21 protein-coding genes are annotated in these 20,514 nt (G+C 71.1%); 15 read left to right on the top strand and 6 right to left on the bottom strand.

Annotation, left to right across the window (positions count from 1 at the left end):
• Nucleotides 1-5 precede the first annotated feature (5 nt).
• Nucleotides 6-746 (bottom strand): 3-oxoacyl-ACP reductase FabG, encoded by a 741-nt coding sequence (gene fabG, locus IS481_RS02485; RefSeq protein WP_104358283.1) that lies wholly within the window; start codon nt 744-746, stop codon nt 6-8.
• A 373-nt stretch (nt 747-1,119) separates the two neighbouring features.
• On the opposite strand from fabG, the gene IS481_RS02480 reads away from it, so the two are divergent.
• From IS481_RS02480 to IS481_RS02470, 3 genes are all read left to right on the top strand, one after another.
• The gene (locus IS481_RS02480; protein WP_104358284.1) at nt 1,120-1,383 is read left to right on the top strand and encodes a DUF4212 domain-containing protein; all 264 of its coding nucleotides are present in this window, start codon (nt 1,120-1,122) and stop codon (nt 1,381-1,383) included.
• A gap of 10 nt (nt 1,384-1,393) precedes the next feature.
• Nucleotides 1,394-3,196 (top strand): sodium:solute symporter family protein, encoded by a 1,803-nt coding sequence (locus tag IS481_RS02475; protein WP_104358285.1) that lies wholly within the window; start codon nt 1,394-1,396, stop codon nt 3,194-3,196.
• Nucleotides 3,197-3,299: 103 nt separating this feature from the next.
• Nucleotides 3,300-3,638: a hypothetical protein gene (locus IS481_RS02470; protein ID WP_104358286.1), complete on the top strand. Its 339-nt coding sequence runs from the start codon at nt 3,300-3,302 to the stop codon at nt 3,636-3,638.
• On the opposite strand, the gene IS481_RS02465 is transcribed toward IS481_RS02470, so the two are convergent.
• A complete protein-coding gene (locus IS481_RS02465; protein ID WP_104358287.1) occupies nt 3,635-5,527 on the bottom strand; it encodes a DUF294 nucleotidyltransferase-like domain-containing protein in 1,893 nt (630 codons plus the stop codon). The two genes, IS481_RS02470 and IS481_RS02465, sit on opposite strands and share 4 nt — an antisense overlap.
• A gap of 113 nt (nt 5,528-5,640) precedes the next feature.
• Nucleotides 5,641-7,578 carry a sigma-54-dependent Fis family transcriptional regulator gene (locus IS481_RS02460; RefSeq protein ID WP_104358288.1) on the bottom strand — a complete coding sequence of 646 codons (1,938 nt, stop codon included), beginning with the start codon at nt 7,576-7,578 and terminating at the stop codon, nt 5,641-5,643.
• A 359-nt stretch (nt 7,579-7,937) separates the two neighbouring features.
• Between IS481_RS02460 and exaC the strand changes: the two genes are divergently transcribed.
• The 4 genes from exaC to IS481_RS02440 all read left to right on the top strand — a co-directional run bounded on the left by exaC (nt 7,938) and on the right by IS481_RS02440 (nt 11,361).
• Nucleotides 7,938-9,458 (top strand): acetaldehyde dehydrogenase ExaC, encoded by a 1,521-nt coding sequence (exaC, locus tag IS481_RS02455; RefSeq protein ID WP_104358289.1) that lies wholly within the window; start codon nt 7,938-7,940, stop codon nt 9,456-9,458.
• A gap of 171 nt (nt 9,459-9,629) precedes the next feature.
• A complete protein-coding gene (locus IS481_RS02450; RefSeq protein WP_104358290.1) occupies nt 9,630-10,253 on the top strand; it encodes a hypothetical protein in 624 nt (207 codons plus the stop codon).
• A 107-nt stretch (nt 10,254-10,360) separates the two neighbouring features.
• The gene (locus IS481_RS02445) at nt 10,361-10,852 is read left to right on the top strand and encodes a VOC family protein (protein WP_104358291.1); all 492 of its coding nucleotides are present in this window, start codon (nt 10,361-10,363) and stop codon (nt 10,850-10,852) included.
• Nucleotides 10,853-10,902: 50 nt separating this feature from the next.
• On the top strand, nt 10,903-11,361 hold the full coding sequence (locus IS481_RS02440) for a VOC family protein (RefSeq protein WP_104358292.1): 459 nt from the start codon (nt 10,903-10,905) through the stop codon (nt 11,359-11,361).
• Here IS481_RS02440 and IS481_RS02435 read toward each other — a convergent pair.
• Both IS481_RS02435 and IS481_RS02430 read right to left on the bottom strand, forming a co-directional pair.
• Nucleotides 11,358-11,666, bottom strand: coding sequence for a hypothetical protein (locus tag IS481_RS02435; RefSeq protein ID WP_104358293.1), 309 nt, complete (start codon nt 11,664-11,666; stop codon nt 11,358-11,360). The genes IS481_RS02440 and IS481_RS02435 overlap by 4 nt on opposite strands.
• An 18-nt stretch (nt 11,667-11,684) precedes the next feature.
• Nucleotides 11,685-12,407, bottom strand: coding sequence for a GntR family transcriptional regulator (locus IS481_RS02430; RefSeq protein ID WP_104358294.1), 723 nt, complete (start codon nt 12,405-12,407; stop codon nt 11,685-11,687).
• 398 nt (nt 12,408-12,805) lie between these two features.
• On the opposite strand from IS481_RS02430, the gene IS481_RS02425 reads away from it, so the two are divergent.
• From IS481_RS02425 to IS481_RS02390, 8 genes are all read left to right on the top strand, one after another.
• Entirely contained in the window at nt 12,806-13,705 is a 900-nt protein-coding gene (locus tag IS481_RS02425; RefSeq protein ID WP_232529437.1) for an ABC transporter ATP-binding protein, read from the top strand.
• Nucleotides 13,702-14,520, top strand: coding sequence for a class II aldolase/adducin family protein (locus IS481_RS02420; RefSeq protein WP_104358295.1), 819 nt, complete (start codon nt 13,702-13,704; stop codon nt 14,518-14,520). Before IS481_RS02425 ends, IS481_RS02420 begins: the two co-directional genes overlap by 4 nt.
• Before the next feature lie 5 nt (nt 14,521-14,525).
• Entirely contained in the window at nt 14,526-15,404 is an 879-nt protein-coding gene (locus tag IS481_RS02415) for a TauD/TfdA dioxygenase family protein (protein ID WP_104358296.1), read from the top strand.
• Nucleotides 15,405-15,445: 41 nt separating this feature from the next.
• Nucleotides 15,446-16,462, top strand: coding sequence for an ABC transporter substrate-binding protein (locus IS481_RS02410; RefSeq protein WP_104358297.1), 1,017 nt, complete (start codon nt 15,446-15,448; stop codon nt 16,460-16,462).
• The gene (locus IS481_RS02405; protein WP_198425449.1) at nt 16,459-17,226 is read left to right on the top strand and encodes an ABC transporter permease; all 768 of its coding nucleotides are present in this window, start codon (nt 16,459-16,461) and stop codon (nt 17,224-17,226) included. The genes IS481_RS02410 and IS481_RS02405 overlap by 4 nt, the downstream gene beginning before the upstream one ends.
• Nucleotides 17,223-17,978, top strand: coding sequence for an ABC transporter permease (locus IS481_RS02400; RefSeq protein ID WP_104358298.1), 756 nt, complete (start codon nt 17,223-17,225; stop codon nt 17,976-17,978). The genes IS481_RS02405 and IS481_RS02400 overlap by 4 nt, the downstream gene beginning before the upstream one ends.
• A gap of 22 nt (nt 17,979-18,000) precedes the next feature.
• Nucleotides 18,001-18,912: a cupin domain-containing protein gene (locus tag IS481_RS02395; protein WP_104358299.1), complete on the top strand. Its 912-nt coding sequence runs from the start codon at nt 18,001-18,003 to the stop codon at nt 18,910-18,912.
• Nucleotides 18,913-19,171: 259 nt separating this feature from the next.
• Nucleotides 19,172-19,498, top strand: a complete 327-nt coding sequence (locus IS481_RS02390; protein ID WP_104358300.1) for a hypothetical protein — start codon at nt 19,172-19,174, stop codon at nt 19,496-19,498.
• Nucleotides 19,499-19,586: 88 nt separating this feature from the next.
• On the opposite strand, the gene IS481_RS02385 is transcribed toward IS481_RS02390, so the two are convergent.
• Complete coding sequence (locus IS481_RS02385; protein WP_104358301.1) at nt 19,587-20,198, bottom strand: hypothetical protein; 612 nt, start codon at nt 20,196-20,198, stop codon at nt 19,587-19,589.
• Nucleotides 20,199-20,514 lie beyond the last annotated feature (316 nt).

Below are 20,514 nucleotides of genomic sequence, written 5' to 3'. Positions count from 1 at the left end.
TCCGTTCACAGCGACATGCCGCCGCTGGCCTCGAGCGCCACGCCGTTGACGTAGCTGGCTTCGTCGCTGGCCAGGAAGGCATAGATGTTGGCGATTTCCTCCGGCTGCCCGAGGCGGTGCAGCCAGCAGGACTCGCGCATGCGTTCCAGCACCTTCTCGGGGATGGTCGAGAGGATGTCGGTGGCGATGAAGCCCGGGCACACCGCGTTGACGCGGATGCCCTTGGGGCCCAGCTCGCGTGCCCAGGTGCGGGTGAAGCCGATCACGCCGGCCTTGGTGGCCGCGTAGTTGGTCTGGCCGAAGTTGCCGTACAGGCCCACCACGCTCGAGGCATTGAGGATCACGCCGCTGCCGCGCTCGAGCATCGGGCCCACCACCGCCTGCGTGCAGTGGAACACCCCTTTGAGGTTGACGTCGATGACCTGGTCGAACTGCTCCTCGGTCATCTTCTGCAGCCGCGCATCGCGCGTGATGCCGGCGTTGTTGACCAGCACGTCGATGCGCCCGTGGCGCGCCAGCACGGCCTGCACCATCGCGTCGACCTCGGCGCGTTTCGTCACGTCGACCCGGTGCGCACTCGACTGCGGCGAGCGCGGCAGCAGGCCGGCCAGCGCGCGGTCCAGCGCCTCCTGCTGCACGTCGCACAGCACCAGGATCGCGCCTTCGTCGGCGAACTTGCGGGCCGTGGCCAGTCCGATGCCGTTGGCCGCCCCGGTGATGACGGCGACCCTGTCCTTCAAACGCATGGGAGCTCCTTGAATGATCTGGCCAGCTGATTCTCTGCGATGTGAAGCATCCGCCGCGCCCCGGACCCCTGCGCCGGGGCCGGCACCGTGCCGCATTTCGGCTCGGGATTTTCCCTAGGGCACCGTCCGGGCGTTTGCCCCCGGCCATGACGCAGCCCGCATGGTTGCTGGCTTCGCGGCCCGCCGTGCGCATTTCGCGCGGCGGAATAAGTTTCGCGTAAGCCTCGCTCAAGTCTCGCGTAAGCATTCGCGGCAATGGTTGCGCCGTGCTGACCGGCGCCGCGGGTGCCGGCAGCGCCGCAGCACGCCGCCAGGGCGCGGGCTGACCCACCCTCTGACGGCATCCATCAAGCACAACAGAAGGAATGTGGAGATGAGCGCAAACAAGGAGCGCAGCAGCGCCTACTGGAGGGCGACCCTGCGTCTGCTGACCGCCATATTGATCGTCTGGGCGGTCGTCTCGTACGGCTTCGGGATCATCTGGAAGCCGGCCCTGGACAGCATCAAGCTCGGCGGCTACCCGCTCGGCTTCTGGATCGCCCACCAAGGCGCGATCTACCTCTACGTGGTGCTGATCTTCTTCTACGCCTGGCGCATGAAGAAGATCGACCGCGAACACGACGTCGACGAGGACTGAGGGGCAGGACATGAGCCAACAAGCCACCATCTACCTGATCGTCGGCCTGACGTTCGCGCTGTACATCGGCATCGCCTTCTGGTCCCGTGCCGGCAGCACCAAGGAGTACTACGTCGCCGGCGGCGGCGTGAACCCGATCGCCAACGGCATGGCCACCGCGGCCGACTGGATGTCGGCGGCGTCGTTCATCTCCATGGCCGGCCTGATCTCCAACATGGGCTACGGCGGCACCGTCTTCCTGATGGGCTGGACGGGCGGCTACGTGCTGCTGGCCATGCTGCTGGCGCCGTACCTGCGCAAGTTCGGCAAGTTCACGGTGCCCGAGTTCATCGGCGACCGCTTCTACAGCCGCACCGCGCGCACCGTGGCCGTGCTGTGCCTGCTGATGGCCTCGGTCACCTATGTGATCGGCCAGATGACCGGCGTGGGCGTCGCCTTCTCGCGCTTCCTGAACGTGTCGGCCGACGCGGGCATCTACATCGGCATGGCCATCGTGTTCGTCTACGCGGTGTTCGGCGGCATGAAGGGCATCACCTACACGCAGATCGCCCAGTACGTGGTGCTGATCTTCGCGTACACGGTGCCGGCCATCTTCATCTCGCTGCACCTGACCGGCAACCCGGTGCCGCAGCTCGGCCTGGGCAGCACGCTCACGGGCACCGACATGCCGATCCTGGAGCGCCTGGACCAGGTGGTCACCGACCTCGGCTTCGCGCAGTACACCACGGCCTACGCCGACAGCGTGCTCAACACGGTGTTCTTCACCCTGTCGCTGATGATCGGCACCGCGGGCCTGCCGCACGTGATCGTGCGCTTCTTCACCGTGCCCAAGGTCAAGGACGCGCGTTCCTCGGCCGGCTGGGCGCTGGTGTTCATCGCCCTCCTGTACACGACGGCCCCGGCCGTCGGCGCGATGGCGCGCTTCAACCTGATCGGCACCATCAACGCCGAGGTGACCCAGGGTGGCGACCTGTACGCCCCCGAGGCCAGCCTGCGCTACGAGGACCGTCCGGACTGGATGAAGCGCTGGGAAGCCACCGGCCTGCTGAAGTTCGAGGACAAGAACGGTGACGGCCGCATCCAGTACTACAACGACAAGACCCAGAACGCCGACGTGCTGGCCAAGGCCGAAGCCGCCGGCTGGAAGGGCAACGAGCTGAACGTCAACCCGGACATCATGGTGATGGCCAACCCCGAGATCGCGCAGCTGCCCGACTGGGTGATCGCGCTGGTCGCCGCCGGTGGCCTGGCCGCCGCGCTGTCGACCGCCGCGGGCCTGCTGATGGCGATCTCCTCGGCGATCTCGCGCGACCTGATCAAGGGCGTGTTCAAGCCGGACATCAGCGAGAAGGGCGAACTGCTGGCGGGCAAGATCGCGATGGCCGGCGCCATCGTGCTGGCCGGCTGGCTGGGCCTGAATCCGCCGGGCTTCGCGGCCGGCACGGTGGCCCTGGCCTTCGGGATCGCCGCCAGCTCGCTGTTCCCGGCCATCATGATGGGCATCTTCTCGAAGCGCGTGAACCGCCAGGGTGCCGTCGCCGGCATGCTCGCTGGCCTGTTCATCACGCTGTTCTACGTGTTCGCGCACAAGGGCCTGTTCTTCGTGAAGGGCACCGAGTACCTGCACCTGGTGGGTGGCGCCAACGGCTTCTTCGGCATCTCGCCGGAGGGCTTCGGCACCGTCGGCGCGATCGTGAACTTCGTGGTCGCCTACGCGGTGAGCATGGTCACCGCCGCCCCGCCGGTCCACGTGCAGGAGATGGTGGACAACATGCGCACCCCGCGTGGTGCCGGCGTGGCCCACGCTCACTGAGCACGGCCCTCGCTCCCCTGAAAAGCTCCCGCTGCGGCGGGAGCTTTTTTCTGGTGGAATCCGCTGATCCGGTCAACCTGCCCTTGCGGCTTTCAGGCCCTCCATGCAACTACACCCTACCGTCCTGCTCGCCTGGCTCCTGCTGCTGTTGGGCATCGCCCTGGCGGCGCTGTGCCTCAAGCGCGCCTGGACCATCATCGTGCGGCGCAACTTCGCCGAGGTGGCGGTGCGCCGCGGCCAGCCGCCGCGCGACCCGGAGCGCTGGGCGCCCTACGCAGCCGGCATCCATCTGGTCTGCGGTGCGCTGATGACCGGCGCGGTGCTGGCCGCGCTGCTGGGGCTGGCGCCCTACGCCACCTGGACCGGCACCATCGGCCTGACGCTGTGGGGCTACCTGCTCGCGCTGCACCTGCTGGCGCGCGCGGCGCATCGCAGCGCCTAGCGCACGTAGTCCAGCTCCACGCGCTGCTGCAGGCGGCGCGCCACGCGGAAGCATTCCTTGAGCATGCGGCGGTCGATGTCGTTCAGCGCATCGAGCCGCACCAGGTTGGGATTGCCGGCGCCGGGCGGCGCCAGGCCGTCGAGCTGCGCGCGCAGGCGCAGCATCTGCAGGAACTCGAACGCCGTCACCCAGGCCTCGGCCTGGTGCGCATCGACGTGCTGGGCCCGCGCGATGGCCTCCAGCCGGCGGCGGGTGTTGACCTCCGACAGCCCGAGCATCAGGCACAGCAGGCGGGCCACGTCGACGAAGATCGCCGTGCCCAGCAGCTTGAGGTCCACCACCGGCACGCCGTCGACCAGGCGCGCGTCGATGCCGCCCAGCCAGGTCAACGGCACGCGGCGGCGCAGCAGGTCCTCGGCCAGCAGGTGGCCGAAGCGCGTCGCGCCGCGCGCGTGCTCGACGATGAACTCGCGCAGCGGCGTGGCCAGCGCCAGGTTGCCGGCCAGCGGGCGCAGGTCGAAGTAGATGTTGGCCGCCAGCAGGTCCTCGGGCGAGCCTTGGGCGATCCAGCGCCCGAAGCGCCGGCGCCATTCGTCCGGCGTCAGGCAGCACTCGGGATTGCTCGCCATCACGTTGCCGCGGCACAGCGGGTAACCGCAGGCATCCAACCCCTCGTTGACCTCGCGGGCGAACGCCAGCCACGCCGGACGGTCCGCATCCGGGTCATCGCTCTCGAAGATCAGGCCGTTGTCCTGGTCGGTCGCGATGGTCTGCTCCGAGCGTCCCTCGGAGCCGAAGGCCAGCCAGCAGGCGCGCGTCATGTCGCGACCGTGGCGCGCCGCGACCAGGGTCACCAGCCGCTCGGTCAGCACGTCGTTGAGGTGGCTGACCAGCTCGGTCAGCTGCTTGGCCTGCACGCCCTGGCCGAGCAGGTTGCGCGCGAACTGGCGCAGGTCCTGCGCGAGCGACTGCAGGGTCGGCAGGTCGGGGGCGCGGCGCAGCTCGGTGCTCAGCTGGTTCAGCGACAGGCGCTGCAGCGCGAACAGGTCGCGCTCGGACACCAGCCCGACCAGCCGGCCGCCGCGCGTGACCGGCACGTGGCGCGCGCCGTGGCGCGCCATCAGCAGCGCCGCGTCCTGCGCGGTGTGCTCGTCGCTCAGGCTGTGCAGCGGCGCGCTCATCACGCGCTCGATCGGCGTCGACAGCGGCACCTGCGCCAGCGTCACGCGGTCGAGCAGGTCGTGCCGCGTGAAGATGCCGACCGGGGCCTGCGCCTCGTCGGTCACCACGATGGAGCCGATGCCGCGCCGGCTCATGCGCGCCAGGGCGTCGGCCAGCGGCGTGGACGGCAGGCAGGCCTCCGGTGCGCCGCGGCACAGGTCGCCCAGCCGGGTCTCGAGCGACTGGGCCGACAGCGTACGCGACACCAGCGCTGCCTGCATCGCCTGCCGCGAGGCATCCGCAAAGCGCGGCAGCCGGCGCAGCAGCACGTCGGCGAACGGCGCGCTGACGGCCGCCAGCGCCTGCGCCGGCTCGCGCCCGATCACCAGGCAGCGCGTGGCCACCTGCGCGGTGTAGGTGGCCGCGACGGGCCGTCGCTCGCGCAGCGCCGCCACCGGGAACATGTCGCCGCGCTCGTACTGGAAGCCGCCGTCGTTCCCGTCGGCGGGGCCGAGCACGCCGGAGATCGCGCCGTCGAGCACCAGGTAGAGGCACTCCACCACGCCGTCGGCCGGACCGAGCACATGCTGGCCGGCGGCGAACGCCCGGGGCCGCGCGTGCTGCAGGAAGAGATCGACATGCGCCGGCTCCATCTGCGAGAACGGCAGATGGCGGCGCAGGTCGTCCCGCAGGGCCACGTCGGTGTCTGGCGGACTGGGGTTGCTCATCGCTCGATGCTCCTCGGCACGCCGGACACCGGCGTCGGCAAGGCCCGATCTTGCCGCGCCGGCCTGCTGCCGGGGAAGGGGCACGACCCGCTTGCCGTTGCGGGCGCGGCACGCTAGGCGAGGCCCTTGAGCTCGCGCAACTTGCGGTACAGGGTGTTGCGGCTGATGCCCAGGCGCCGGGCCGCTTCCGACAGGTTGCCGTGCGCGGCCTGCACCGCCTGCTGCACGGCGCGCGCGGCCTGCTGGCGCAGGTCGGTGTCGGCGTCGTGCAGCTCGCGGCCGGCCGCGGGCCGGTTCAGCTCCTCGGCGATGTCGTCGGGCAGCTGGGCCCAGCCGATCGCCGGATCGCCGTCCTCGGCCAGCGCGCAGGCGGTGCGCAGCACGTTGGCGAGCTGGCGCAGGTTGCCCGGCCAGCGGTAGCGACCGAACGCGGCCGCCACCTCGGGCGCCAGCTGCATGTCCTGCCCGGGCGCGACCTCCTGCAGCAGCGCGTCCACCAGCGCCGGCAGGTCGGTGCGCTCGCGCAGCGGCGGCAGCTGCAGGGTCAGGCCGTTGATGCGGTAGTACAGGTCCTCGCGGAACCGCCCGGCCGCCACCTCGTCGCGCAGCCGGCGGTGCGTCGCGCAGACCAGCTGGAAGTCCACCGCCACCGGCTGGCCACCGCCCAGCGGCACCACCTGGCGTTCCTGCAGCACGCGCAGCAGGCGCGCCTGCAGGGCCAGCGGCATGTCGCCGATCTCGTCGAGGAACAGCGTGCCGCCGTCGGCCTCGCGGATGCGCCCTGGCGAGCCTTCGCGCCCGGCACCGGTGTAGGCCCCCGGCCGGTAGCCGAACAGCTCGGCCTCGATCAGCGTCTCGGGCAACGCGGCACAGTTCACCGCGACGAAGGGGCGCGCCTGGCGCGGTCCGCTCGCATGGCAGGCACGCGCGAACACCTCCTTGCCGACGCCCGACTCGCCCTGCAGCAGCAACGCGATCGGCTTGTCCACCACGCGGCGCGCACGCGCGACCACGGCCTGCATGGTGCCGTCGCCGCGGTCCAGCGCGGCCAGTGCGTCGGCGGCCGGGGCGGGCGCCGCCACCGGCCGCACCGACACCGCGAGCGCGCTGCCACGTCCCGTGTCGAGCCGCACCCACAAGGCGCCGCCGTCCTCGCGCGGCAGCGAGCGCAGCAGGCGAGGCGTCCTGCCGCTGGCCGCCAGCAGGCCGGCCAGGTCGATGCCGAGCACGCGCTCCGCCGTCACCGCACCGATCATGCCGCGCGGCAGGCCCAGCATCGCCAGCGCCGCCGCATTGGCACCGACGAGCCAGCCGTCTTCGCTGACGGCCAGCAACCCTTCGGTGACGCTGCCGATGCCTTCGGGCCGCGTGTGCAGGCGCAGCTGCAGGCCACCGCCATAGCGCGCCTCGAACAGCTGGTGCTCGATCATGCGCGCCCCCGAGCGCACCAGCCCCAGCGTGTGGCAATGGTGGCTGCGCCGGCCGCCGCTGATGTCGAGCACGCCGATCGTCTGGCCCGCCGGGTCGACGATGGGCGAGGCCGCGCAGGTCAGGAAGCTGTTGCGCTCCAGGTAATGCTCGGCGCCGTGCACGACGACCGCGGCCTCCTCGACCAGCGCGGTGCCGATGGCGTTGGTGCCGCGCCATTGCTCGTGCCAGATCGCCCCCGGCCGCAACGCGACGCGTGCGGCCCTCTCGGCAAAGCCGTCGTCGCCCAGCGCGCACAGCAGCATGCCCTGCGAATCGGCCAGGAACACGATGCTGTCGGTGCCGCGGATCTGCTCGCTCAGGAACTCCATCACCGGCCGCGCCTGCGAGACCAGCGCATGGCGGTGCTCCAGCGCCCGCGCCAGCTGTGCCGCCGATGCATGCGGCATGCCCGGCATGCGTCCCCGCGGCGCCAGCCCGAAGGCGCGGCTGCGTTGCCAGCTGGCCTGCAGCGCGGGGTCGATCAGCCCGGCGGTGACGGCGCCGGTGTCGAGCAGCTGGTGGCGCGCCTCGCGCAACTGCTGCGCGGACGGTCGAGGGGCAAGGGCCGGTGCCGGGCTCATCGCAAGTCCTGTCTCCTGGGGGGCCCCGGGGCGTGCGGCCGGCAGACCGTGCAGGGCAAGTGGGTCCTGCGCGCACCGTAGCAGCACTTCGCGCGCCGCCAAGCGGTTCAGCGCGTTCGGGGGCAACGACTGTTCAGTTTCGTGACACCTGCCGCAGGTCGACGCACCGGGCCGCACCGCCGCCCCGCCCGCGCACGGCGTTTCCACGCGAAACGGGCCCGTCCTGCGCGAACCGCCGCGTGGCACGCAGCGTGCGTTGGCGGGCCCTGCGTCCTGCCCGTGCCGCGTTCGCCGCGGCGCCGCCGGGCAGGCGCTGCACCCACCCGCCGCCACCGCACGCACAGACAGAGGAGACCCGCATGCGCTACGCCCCTCCGCACACCCCCGGGGCCAAGGTCGAGTACAGGCACCGGTACGACAACTTCATCCACGGGCGCTTCGTCGCGCCGCTCAAGGGCGAATACTTCGACGTGGTCACGCCGATCGACGGCACGGTCTACACCCGTGCCGCGCGCTCCGGCGCCGAGGACATCGAGCTCGCGCTCGATGCCGCGCATGCCGCGGCCGCGAAATGGGCCGCCACCGCGCCGGCCGAACGCGCCAACGTGCTGCTGAAGATCGCCGACCGCATCGAACGGAACCTCGAGCTGCTCGCCTATGCCGAGACGGTGGACAACGGCAAGCCCATCCGCGAGACGCTCAACGCCGACATCCCGCTCGCCGTCGACCACTTCCGCTACTTCGCCGGCTGCGTGCGCGCGCAGGAAGGCACGATCAGCGAGATCGACGGCCGCACCATCGCCTACCACTTCCACGAACCGCTCGGCGTGGTCGGCCAGATCATCCCGTGGAACTTCCCGATCCTGATGGCCGCGTGGAAGCTGGCGCCGGCGCTCGCCGCGGGCAACTGCGTGGTCCTCAAGCCCGCCGAATCCACGCCGGTCAGCATCCTGGTGCTGGCCGAACTGATCGCCGACCTGCTGCCGCCGGGCGTGCTCAACATCGTCAACGGCTACGGCCGCGAGGCCGGCATGCCGCTGGCCACCAGCAAGCGCATCGCCAAGATCGCCTTCACCGGCTCCACCGCCACCGGCCGCGTGATCGCGCAGGCCGCGGCACAGAACCTCATCCCGGCCACGCTGGAGCTGGGCGGCAAGAGCCCCAACATCTTCTTCGACGACGTGATGGCGGCCGACGACGCCTTCCTCGACAAGGCCATCGAAGGCCTGGTGCTGTTCGCGTTCAACCAGGGCGAGGTCTGCACCTGCCCGTCGCGCGCGCTGATCCAGGCATCGATCTACGACCGCTTCATCGAACGCGCGATCGAGCGCGTCGCCGCGATCCGGCAGGGCGACCCGCTCGACACCGGGACGATGATGGGCGCGCAGGCTTCGGCCCTGCAGATGGACAAGATCCTCTCCTACCTCGCGCTCGGCAAGGCCGAAGGCGCCAAGGTGCTGATCGGCGGCGAGCGCGCGCAGCTGGACGACAACCTGCGCGGCGGCTACTACATCCAGCCCACGCTGTTCCAGGGTCACAACCGCATGCGCATCTTCCGCGAGGAGATCTTCGGCCCGGTGCTGGCCGTGACCACCTTCGAGGACGAGGCCGATGCGCTGGCGATCGCCAACGACACCCCCTACGGGCTGGGCGCGGGCGTGTGGACCCGCGACGGCAGCCGTGCCTACCGCATGGGCCGCGCGATCCAGGCCGGCCGGGTGTGGACCAACTGCTACCACGCCTACCCGGCGCACGCGGCCTTCGGCGGCTACAAGGAATCAGGCATCGGACGCGAGACCCACAAGGCCATGCTGGGCCACTACCAGCAGACCAAGAACCTGCTCGTGAGCTACTCGCCCTCGGCGATGGGCTTCTTCTGAGCCATGCGCGGCGCCGTGGCAAGGCCAGGCCCGCCGACCCGCGTCGCCCCCGGGGTGCACGGCCCCGGCACGGGCGGCAAATCTCCCGCATCTGTGCGGGGATTTGCTCGTCCGTAAGCTGGCGGCCGTTTCGAGACCCGAACCACGTGTCAAACGCCATCCTCGAGTCCCATGAAACTGCCTGAACTGGCCGCCGCGGCGCAACGCCTGAGAACGCCGCCCCGGCCCTCCAACTTCCGGACCACGGCCTGCCTGGCCACCTACCCCTGGCTGCTCGCCACCGCCCGCGACCTCGGCTCCGACCCCTGGGCCTGGTTCTGCCGGGTGGCCGTCATGACCTACGGCTGGATGCCTCGCGTGCTGCGCCTGGACCTGCAGCACGCCCGGGCCGCCGCGCAGGCGCTGCACGCGGCGCGCGAGGCCACGCCCGCGACGATGCGCCAGCTCGACATCGCGCCGATCGCCTCCTCGGTGCGCTCGGTGGTCGGCGCCTCGAAGATGCTGCACTTCGTCAACCCGCAGGTGTACCCGATCTGGGACAGCCGCATCGAGGCCATGCGCCTGGGCGGCGCGGCCGGCATGGCCCACATGGGCATCGCGGACCACTACTGGCGCTACTGCGACGACGTGCATCGCCTGCGCGGGGAGGCCGGGTTCCGCGACTTCCACGCGCAGATGCAGGCCGCGCTCGACGCGCGGCTGCGGCGCGAAGGGCTGCCCGCCTATGCGATCACCGAGGTGAGGGCGATCGAGCTGGCAGCCTCCGAGCTGTCGGCCGACCACGACGAGGGCTGAACGGCCGGCGAAGATGTAACGACGCGCCGCGTGCCGTCGAAGTTCCGGGCTGCCGTTCGTCGTGCCAGTACATCCCCGCATCACCGGCCACGACGAAGGAGCCCGCCATGCCCGACCTCGCCCCCAAGATCACGCCCTGCATCTGGTTCGACCAGAACAACGCCGAGGAGGCCGTGGCCTTCTACGACTCGGTGTTCGGCAACGTCCGCCTCGTCAGCGTCATCCGCAACGGCACCCACGGCCCGGGCCCGAAGGGCTCGGTGCTGGCCGGCGCTTTCGAGATCGCGGGACAGCGCATCGAGTTCATCAACGGCGGTCCGGCGTTCAGGCTGAGCGAGGCGTTCTCGCTCGCGGTGCGCTGCGACAGCCAGGCCGAGATCGACCGGCTGTGGGACGCGCTGGTGGCCGACGGCGGCGAGCACGCGCCGTGCGGCTGGCTCAAGGACCGCTTCGGCGTGTCGTGGCAGATCGTGCCGCGGGTGCTCTACGAGATGCACGAGGACCCCGACCCCGCACGCGCGGACCGCGTGATGCAGGCCATGCTGCAGATGCGCAAGCTCGACATCGCCGCACTGGAGCGTGCCTACGCCGGCGGCTGAACCGCGCCTTGCCCTTGTCCGTTCGCCTGTCCATCCGGGAGGAGCCTTCCATGACCGCCACCACGACGTCCCCTGCGCTCGCCTGCCTGGTCCAGCCCTACGTCTTCTTCCAGGGCCGCTGCGAGGAAGCGATCGGGTTCTACGCCGCCGCGATCGGCGCGCAGGTCGAGCAGCTGATGCGCTTCGACGAGTCGCCCGACCCGGCGCCCGAAGGGCTGCTGCAGCCGGGCCACGAGCACAAGGTGATGCACGCCGCCGTGCGCATCGGCCACAGCGTCGTGCTGATGTCCGACGGCTGCGGCACCGAGCCGCCCGCCGCCGGCTTCTCGCTGGCGCTGCAGGTACCGACCAAGGAAGCCGCCGAGCGCGCCTTCCACGCGCTGGCCGAGGGCGGCACGGTCGTCATGCCGCTCGGCCCGACCTTCTGGTCGCCGTGCTACGGGATGCTGACCGACCGGTTCGGCATCGGCTGGATGGTCAACACGCTGGAGCCCTTCCCCGCGGGCTAGTCCGCCTCGCCCAGCGCGCCGGGGAACGCCTCGCGGAACGCCTCGGCAAAGCGCGCCGAGGCCGCCAGCGTCAGCGCGACGCTGTGCCAGCCGCCGTCCTCGACCTGCACCTGCAGGTCGTCGTCCCAGTCCATGCCCTCGTCGAGCGGGCCGTGCGTGTCGGGAAAGCGCGCGCGGGCCCACTCGAGGATGCGGCGCACCTCGGCCATCACGGCCGCGTGCTGGGCCGCCGGGGTCGAGGCCAGCGCCTCGATGGTCAGCGTGCCGGCGTCGTCCTCGCTCAGGTCGAAGGTCAGGTAGTGCACGGCGGGGGTCGCGACAACTCAGGGGGCCAGCGCCACGCGTCCCGGCCGCGACGCCGGGGCAGGCGCCATCCTGGGAAACAGCGCGATGAAGTCGAGCAGCTTCTCGCCGAGCAGGTTGACGTGGTCGCGCATCGCAGCCGCCGCCCCCTCCTCGTCCCCGGCGACGATGCAGCGCAGCACCTGCGCGTGCTCGTCCAGCGTCCCGGCGCGCCGGCTGGAGCGGTGCGTGACCAGGCGGCGGTAGGCGCCGACGCGGTTGCGCAGCGCGCGCGTCTGCTCGGCCAGGAACTCGTTCTGCGCGGCCTCGTAGATCAGCTCGTGGAAGCGCCGGTTGACCTCGTAGAAGTCGTCCACGCGGTCGGTGTCGGCCAGCGCGACCAGCGCCTGGTGCAACGCGTTGAGCGCGGCGATCTGCGCCGGGGTGATGCGGCGCGCGGCCAGGCGCGCGCACAGCCCTTCGAGCTCGGCCATCACCTGGAACATCTCGACCAGCTTGTGCGCCGGCAGCTCGACCACCTGCGCGGGCTGGCGGCTGCGCACCTGCACCAGCCCGGCCGACGCCAGGTGCCGCAGCGCCTCGCGCACCGGCGTGCGCGACACCTGGAAGCGCGCGGCCAGCTCGACCTCGTCGAGCCGCGCGCCGGGCGGCAGCGCGCCGGAAAAGATCTCGGCCTCCAGCACCTGCTGGATGCGCTGGGAGTGGCTGAGGCGCGACGCGGACGGCGCAGGCTTGGACGTCATTTCGAGGGGCGAGGCCGCCGGCAGGAAGCGGCGGCGGCGCGGCTGATTATAAGGCGCCCGGCCCGCCTTCCGGCGCCTCATGTATGCACCAACACATCACATGCATGCATTCCTGCATGCACCGTGTTGGGCCCGTGACCCTTCGATTGAAGCCATGATCGGCCTGGATGACTTGGTACAGGCCTTGCTAACCCCCCGGCACAGCAAGCCGGCGCCCCTTGCCTGCACTTCACGCATGCATTTGGCGGTCTATTGCATACATTGAACGAAGGATCACGCCGCATGAATCCAGGTCTCGAAGGCGGGCCGGCACGGGCGACGGGCACCGCCCCGGGCCAAGGCCCCGCGCACCGGCCCGCCGCACGCCGCGCCCCGCACGCGCCCGTCCCGGAGCCCGCATGATGCTGCAGCCCATGCGACGCCCTGCGGCGGCACCGGCGCTGCGCGCCGGCGACCTGGATGCCCCGGCCGAAGCGCCCCCCGCTGCGGAAGCACCCCGCCGCGCGCCGCTGCTGGTGCTGTCGGGCGTGTCCAAGACCTTCGGCGCGGTGCGCGCGCTCGACGGGCTGGGCGTGTCGATCGCGCCGGGCGAGTTCGTCACCGTGGTCGGCCCGAGCGGCTGCGGCAAGAGCACGCTGTTCAACATCGTCTCGGGCCTGGAAGAGCCCGACGAGGGCGGCGCCATCGAGTTCCTCGGCAAGCGCTGCCGCGCACGCGACCTGCTGGGCAAGGTGTCGTTCATGCCGCAGCGCGACCTGCTGCTGCCCTGGCGCACCGTGATCGACAACGCGATCCTGGCCATGGAGATCGAGGGCGCGCGCCGCGGCGACGCACGCCGCATCGCGCTGGACATGCTGGGCGAGTTCGGCCTGGCCGGGTTCGAGCACCAGTACCCGCACCAGCTCTCCGGCGGCATGCGCCAGCGCGTCGCGCTGATGCGCACCTTCCTGTTCAAGCGCGACCTGATGCTGCTGGACGAGCCGTTCGGCGCGCTCGACGCGCTGACGCGCACGCTGATGCAGCGCTGGCTGCTGGACGTGTGGCAGAAGCACCGCCGCACCATCCTGTTCATCACGCACGACGTTGACGAGGCGCTGTTCCTCGGCGATCGCGTGCTGGTGATGACTGCGCGGCCGGGCCGGGTCAAGCTGGAGCAGCCGGTGAGCCTGCCGCGCCCGCGCCGCCCGGACATCGTCACGACGCCGGAGTTCATCGCGCTCAAGCGCACGCTGCTCGACGCGATCGAGGAGGAAAGCATCAAGACCTTCACGCTCGCGAAGAAGGAGGACGCGGCATGAACGCCCCGGCGCCCACCCTCGGCACCCTGGCCGCGGATCACGCCTGGCAGGACGGGGTGGCCCGCTACGGCGAGGCCGAGTGGCGCGCGCGCGTGGACCTGGCCGCCTGCTACCGGCTGGTCGCCCGCCTGGGGCTGGACGACCTGATCTACAACCACATCTCGCTGCGCGTGCCAGGCACCGAGGGACAGTTCCTCATCAACCCCTACGGCCTGCTGTTCGAGGAGATCACCGCCTCGAGCCTGGTGCGCATCGACGTGCACGGCCGCAAGCTGTGCGACTCGCCCCACGAGGTGAACGTCGCCGGCTTCGTGATCCACAGCGCGATCCACCAGGGACGCGCGGACGCGGCCTGCGTGCTGCACACGCACTCGGATGCCAGCATCGCGGTGTCTGCGCAGGAGCAGGGGCTGCTGCCGCTGTCGCAGTTCGCGATGCGCTTCTACCGCCGCCAGGCCTTCCACGCCTATGAAGGCGTGGTGCTGGACTTGGACGAGCAGCAGCGGCTGGTCGCCCACCTGGGCCAGCACCCGGTGATGCTGCTGCGCCATCACGGCCTGCTGACCGTGGGCCGCACGCCCGGCGAGGCCTTCATGCTGCTGTACTACTTCGAGCGGGCCGCGCGCATCCAGCTCGCGATGCAGGCCGCGGCCGCCGGGGCCCCCGGCCCGCTGCTCATCCCGCCGCACGACGTCTGCGAAAAAGCCGCGCGCCAGTTCTGGCAGAACGAGGGCGACATCCTCATTCCCGGCGAACGGGAGTGGCCCGCCTTCATCCGCCAGCTGGACCGCGTGGACCCTTCCTACCGGAGCTGACCCCCATGTCCACCGCCCTCGCCACCCCCGCCCCGTCCCTCGCGCTCAAGACGCGCCCCCTGCATCCCGGCTTCGGCATCGAGGTGCTCGACCTCGACCTGTCCGATCCCGCCAGCGATGCGGCGGTGGACGCGCTGGTCGAGGCGCTCGACGTGCACTCGGTGATCCTGGTGCGCGGGCAGCAGCTGAGCAACCGGCGCCACGTCGAGATCAGCCGCCGCTTCGGCACGCTGATGGTCCACGTGCTCAAGCAGTTCCTGACCACCGGCCTGCCCGAGATCTACGTGCTGTCCAACGTCACCGAGAACGGCAAGCCGATCGGCAACCACAAGGAAGGCTGGAACTGGCATTCGGACCTCTCCTACGTGGCCGAGCCGAGCATGGGCTCGCTGCTCTACGCGGTGGAGGTGCCGCCCGAAGGTGCCGACACGCTGTTCGCCAGCATGCACCTGGCCTGGGAAGGGCTGTCGCCCGGGATGCAGGCGCGCATCCGCCACCTGAAGGCGACCCACTCCTACGCCGGCTACTACGCCAAGGCCTTCGCCGACCGCGCCCCGCTGACCGAGGAGCAGAAGGCGCGCACGCCCGACGTGGTGCACCCGGTGGTGCGCACGCACCCGGTCACCGGGCGGCTGTCGCTCTACGTCGGCGAGGACATCGTCAAGTGCATCGAGGGCCTGCCGCCCGAGGAAAGCGACGCGCTGCTGGCCGAGCTGAACGCCCACGCGGTGCGCGACGAGTTCGTCTACCGCCACCGCTGGTGCCAGGGCGACCTGCTGATCTGGGACAACCGCTGCACGATGCATTGCGCCACGCCGTACGACGACGCCCGCTACCGCCGGATCATGCACCGCACGACGGTCGCCGGCACCCGGCCGTTCTGAACGGTCCCGCCCCTTCCCGCCACCCCGTCAAGGAAACCGAGATGAACACCCGTCGCTTCCTCACCCTGCTGGCCTCGGCCGCCGTCGTCGCCCTGGCCCATGTCGCGCCGGCCGTCCAGGCCAAGGAGCTGGTGCCTGCCACGCTGCGCCTGAAGTGGCTGCCGCAGACGCAGTTCGCCGGCTTCTACTATGCGGTCGCCAAGGGCTACTACAAGGACGAGGGCATCGACCTGAAGATCAACCCGGGCGGCCCCAACCTGCTGCCGGAGAACCTGGTCGCCACCGGCGCGGACACCTTCGCGCTGTCGGGCGGCACCGACAGCGTGATGGCCGCGCTCGACAAGGGCCTGCCCATCGTCTGCGTCGGCGTGTCGCACCAGGTCACGCCGTTCGCGTTCGTCACGCGCAAGGACGGCCCGGTCAAGTCGCTGAAGGACCTGGAAGGCCGCAAGGCCACCGCGTGGTTCACCGGCGCGCAGTACGTGCTGTTCGGCATGCTCGCCAACCAGGGCGTGGACCGCGCCAAGGTCGACATCCAGCCGCAGCAGGTGAGCGTCACGCCCTTCGTCAACGGCGAGGTCGATGTGGTCACCGCCACCTGGTACAACGAGCTCTACACCATCCGGCAGCGCATGGGCGCGGACAACCTGCGCATGTTCGTCGCCGAGGACTACGGCGTCACCTTCCCGCGCGACACCCTGGTCGTCGCGAAGAAGACCGCGCAGGACAACCCCAAGCTCGTCACCGGCTTCCTGCGCGCCTCGATCCGCGGCTGGCACGACGCGATGGCCAACCCGAAGGAAGCGGTCGACATCCTGATGAAGGTCGCGCCGACGCTGGACCGCGCGCACCAGGAGTTCATGCTGACCGAGGCCTACCGGCTGATGACCTCCGGCAAGGCCAAGGAGCAGGGCCTGTTCTGGATCGACGCGGGCGCGATGAAGGCCACGCACGACTTCCTGCTGAACAACAAGGTCATCAGCAAGCCGCTGGACTTGGCCGCCGGCTTTGACCCGTCCTTCCTGAAGGCCATCCCGGTCGAGGAGCGCCGTCCGTGAACGCCGCGCTGCGCCCCGCTGCCATGAGCGCCCTGCGGGGCGCGGCGGCCCTGCTTGCCGCGGGCGTCCTGTGGGAGGCGCTGGTCGTGCTGGCCGGCATCCGGCCCGACTACCTGCCGCGGCTGAGCGACATCCTGGCGCTGATCGCCACGGTGCCCGAGCCGTACGTCGAAGGCTTCCTGCGCACGGCCAGCGAGACCGTGCTCGGCTTCGCGCTGGGCGCCGTGGTCGGCGTGGTCAACGGCGTGCTGTTCAAGCAGTCGCGCCTGCTGCGCGAGCTGGTGTTCCCGCTGTTCGTGATCTCGCAGACCATCCCGGTGATCGCGTTCGGCGCGGTCGTCGTGCTGTGGTTCGGCAACACCGTGTTCGCGAAGGCGCTGATCGCCTTCTACCTGACCTTCTTCCCCGTCACCGTCAACACGGTGCACGGGCTGGAGTCGGTGGACCGGCTGCAGGTGAACCTGCTGCGCAGCTTCGGCGCCTCGCGGCTGCAGCTGCTGCTGCGTCTGGAGCTGCCCGCGGCGCTGCCGCAGATCTTCGTCGCGCTGCGGCTGGCCTGCACGCTGAGCCTGCTGGGCGCGATCGCCGGCGAATGGTTCGGCGACACCGTCGGGCTGGGCGTGCTGCTGCTGCAGGCCATGTACAACGAGCAGGTGCCGGCGCTGTGGGCCGCCATCCTGGTGTGCGGCCTGCTCGGCACGAGCTTCTACGGCCTGGTCGCGCTGGTCGAGCGCCGCGCCGTGTTCTGGAGGACCGAGCTGTGAAGCCCCCCACCCTGCTGTCGCGCCCGGCGCACCGCGCGCTGGCCGGCATCGCCACCTTCGCGCTGCTGTGGGAACTGGCCGCGCGCGGCCTGGACTTGCCCGCCTACGTGCTGCCCAGCGTCAGCAGCATCCTCGAAGCCGTCGTCGCGCAGCGCAGCCTGCTCGGCCAGGCGGCATGGACCACGATCATGGAAGCGGTATGCGGCTTCGCGCTCGGCTCGGCCGGCGGCATCGTGCTGGCGATCCTGCTGACGATGCTGCCACCGGCGCGGCGCGTGCTGCTGCCGGCCGCCACCGCGCTCAACTCGGTGCCGGTGGTGGCCTATGCACCGCTGGTGCTGCTGTGGCTGGGGATGGGCCCGGCCTCCAAGGTCGCGATGGTGTCGCTGGCGGTGGGCTTCACCGTGTTCCTGCACGCGCTGGCCGGGCTGGACCGCGTCGACCGTCGCGCCGTGGACCTGATGCGCAGCTTCGGCGCCGGCCCGGCCACGATCCTGTGGCGCCTGCGCATCCCGGCGGCCGTGCCGCTGACGGCCGCAGGCATGCGCGTCTCGACGGCGCGCAGCATGATCGTCGCGATCGTCACCGAGATGCTCGGCGCGCAAAGCGGCCTGGGCTGGACCATCTACCAGGCCGTGCTGCAGATCGACTTCGTGCAGGTGTGGTCGGCGATCTTCGTCGCCTCGGCCGCGAGCCTGGCGTTCTTCGGCCTCGTCAACCTGGTCGAGAAGCGCTATGTGTTCTGGAAGTGACGCGCCGGACGCCGCGCCGCCCATGTCCACGCTCGGCGTGCGGCGGGCGCGGCACGCGAGCACCGATGCGCAACGCCGCGGGCGGTTCTTCAACTCGGCCAATGCCTTCAACGTGAAGCTGCCACCGGTGCCGGCCGGCATCCACGCCGAGCCGGCACGACAGGCCCTGGCCGCGGACGCGCCCACGGGCTACGTGCCGTGCGACCAGTCCGCGGCGCTGGCCTGCCCCTGGCCGGCGACCACGCCGTTCATGCTGGCACGCTATGCCCGCGTGCGGCCGGGCGAACGCCTCGAGGCCGACTTCGTGGCCAGCGGCTCGCTGTGGTACGTGATCGCCGGCACCGGGCAGGCGCGCTGCGGCGACGAGACGCTGGCCTGGAGTGCCGGCGACATCTTCCACCTGCCCGCCGGGCCGGCCGAGCTGCTGGCCAGCGGCACCACGCCCGCCGTGCTGTGGCTGGTCACCGACGAGCCGCTGCTGGCGCACCTCGGCCTGGGCACGCGCCCGGCCCGCGCCGGGGCCGTGCATTTCACGGCGGCCGACATCGCCGGCGAGATCGACGCGATCCACCGCACCGTGCCCGATGCCGGCACCTCCGGCATGGCCGTGGTGTTTTCCAGCGCGGCCCTGGAACACACGCGCAACCTGATGCCGGGGCTGACGCTGTCGCTCAACACCCTGCCGCCGCACCGCCACCAGCCGGCGCACCGCCACAACTCCGCCGCGCTCACGCTGGTGATCGCCGGGGAGGACTGCCACTCGCGGGTCGACGGCGTGCGCTGCCCCTGGTCGCCCTGGGCCACGCTGGTCACGCCGCCGACCGCGGTGCACTCGCACCACAACGACGGCAGCCGGCGCGCCGAGTTCCTGATCGTGCAGGACGGCGGCCTGTACTACCAGGCGCGCACGATGGGCTTCCAGTTCATGGAGTGACGACGGCGGCAGGACGCCGCCCCGCGGCGCCCACCGGCACGGAAGCACGCAAGGGCCAGGCGCAGGCATGCCGCCTGCCGCGATCCCGACGGGGCGCATCGCGCCGGTGGCGGTCCTGACCGGCGGCGCCTGCCCGCTTCCACCGGAGCGGGGCTCCCGCTCATCCCGCGAGGCGGCACCGCTGCCCCGCCCGCCGGCAGGCCGCCTTCCGGGCGCATCAGGACCGGCCCGCCTGCCTCACCCCCATCAGGAGACATCCATGCAGATGAACCAGGTCAAGGAACGCCTCGGGCGCGTCGAGCAATGCGCGAGCGACGCGATGCAGGCGTGCCAGTCCGCCGGCGGCGTGCCGCAGGAATTGCAGCAGTGCGTCACCGAACTGGACCGCCGCTCGCACGAGGCGATGCAGATGATGCAGGGCACCCAGGACGAGCAGCGCATCGTCCAGTGCGTCGACGACCTCGAGCAGCTCGGCGACCGCGCGATGGCCGCCTGCCGGCGTGCGGACAGCGTCGATCCGCAGCTGAAGACGGCGGTGCAGCAGGCGCACGCCGAACTGTCCAGCCTGAAACACCAGCTGCACTGAACGCCCCACGGGGCGGCCGCGGGCTCCCCCGCGGTCGTGCCCCGGCACGGCAAGGGGCGGTGCAGGCGGCCTCAGCGAGAGCCCGGGTTCAGCGGGCCATGGCCACCCGACCGCCCTGAGGAGGGCGCATCCGCCCCGGATCGGGCAGCGCCGGCGCGTCCGCACCGGCGGGCAGCTGCTTGACCGCCATCGCCCGGGCGGTCTCGCTGCGCAGCGTCAGGCGCGTCAGCGCGTACAGGGGGTCAGCATCCTCGCGGCACAGCTCAAACGTTTCCATCGCCGCCAAGGTCCCGCCCTGGTAGCGCATCAGGCAGGCGCTGATCGCGGATTCGGCCGTGAGTTCGTAGCGCCGCAGGTGCTGCGTCATGCGCGGGCGCACCCGGGTGATCTCCAGCGAGGCCCAGCTCCACTCGGGCACGCCGACGATGCGCGGCGCCGGCCGCTCCTGGCCGAACAGGCCGAAGATCGTCGCCTTGATGGCCAGCACCGCGAGGCTGTCGCAGCCTTGCGCGTAGCGCGCGGGCAGCACGGTGGTGGTCGAGGTGCCGATGGTGGGGCTGCGCAACTGCACTTCGAGCTTGCCGCTGGCGTCGCCCAACGGGCCGATCTGCAGGCGGTACTGATCCACCTCCTGGCTCTGCCCATAGCGGACGCCCAGTTCGACGATCAGCGATTCATTTCGATCGGATGCGAATTCCACAAATCCTCCCCGAGCCGGTCGGCCCACGCGCTCTTACCGTTTCCCAACCGCAGGCAGCACGGAAAAACCACCAACGGTTGAAAAGATTGCAGCAATTTGGCAACCGGCTTGCGCCTCGTTGCCGCCGTTTCACTGCGCGCCGGACCACGTCACGCCTGTCATCGACCGCCGCATGACGGCAACGGCGATGGCCTCCGCGGGGCCCGGAGACACCACGGAAACAGCAAGCGCCATGCCGACAATTTCACGGTTTGCGGCACGGGGGTGCGCACGGCGTGCGGCGCAGCGCGCGATCGCCGGACGGATAAAGAAGGGG

Origin of the sequence: Caldimonas thermodepolymerans (assembly GCF_015476235.1) — a bacterium.
Classification (GTDB): Bacteria; Pseudomonadota; Gammaproteobacteria; order Burkholderiales; family Burkholderiaceae_C; genus Caldimonas; species Caldimonas thermodepolymerans.
Note: the sequence above shows the minus strand (reverse complement) of the source record. Positions and strands in the feature narration are given on the sequence as shown.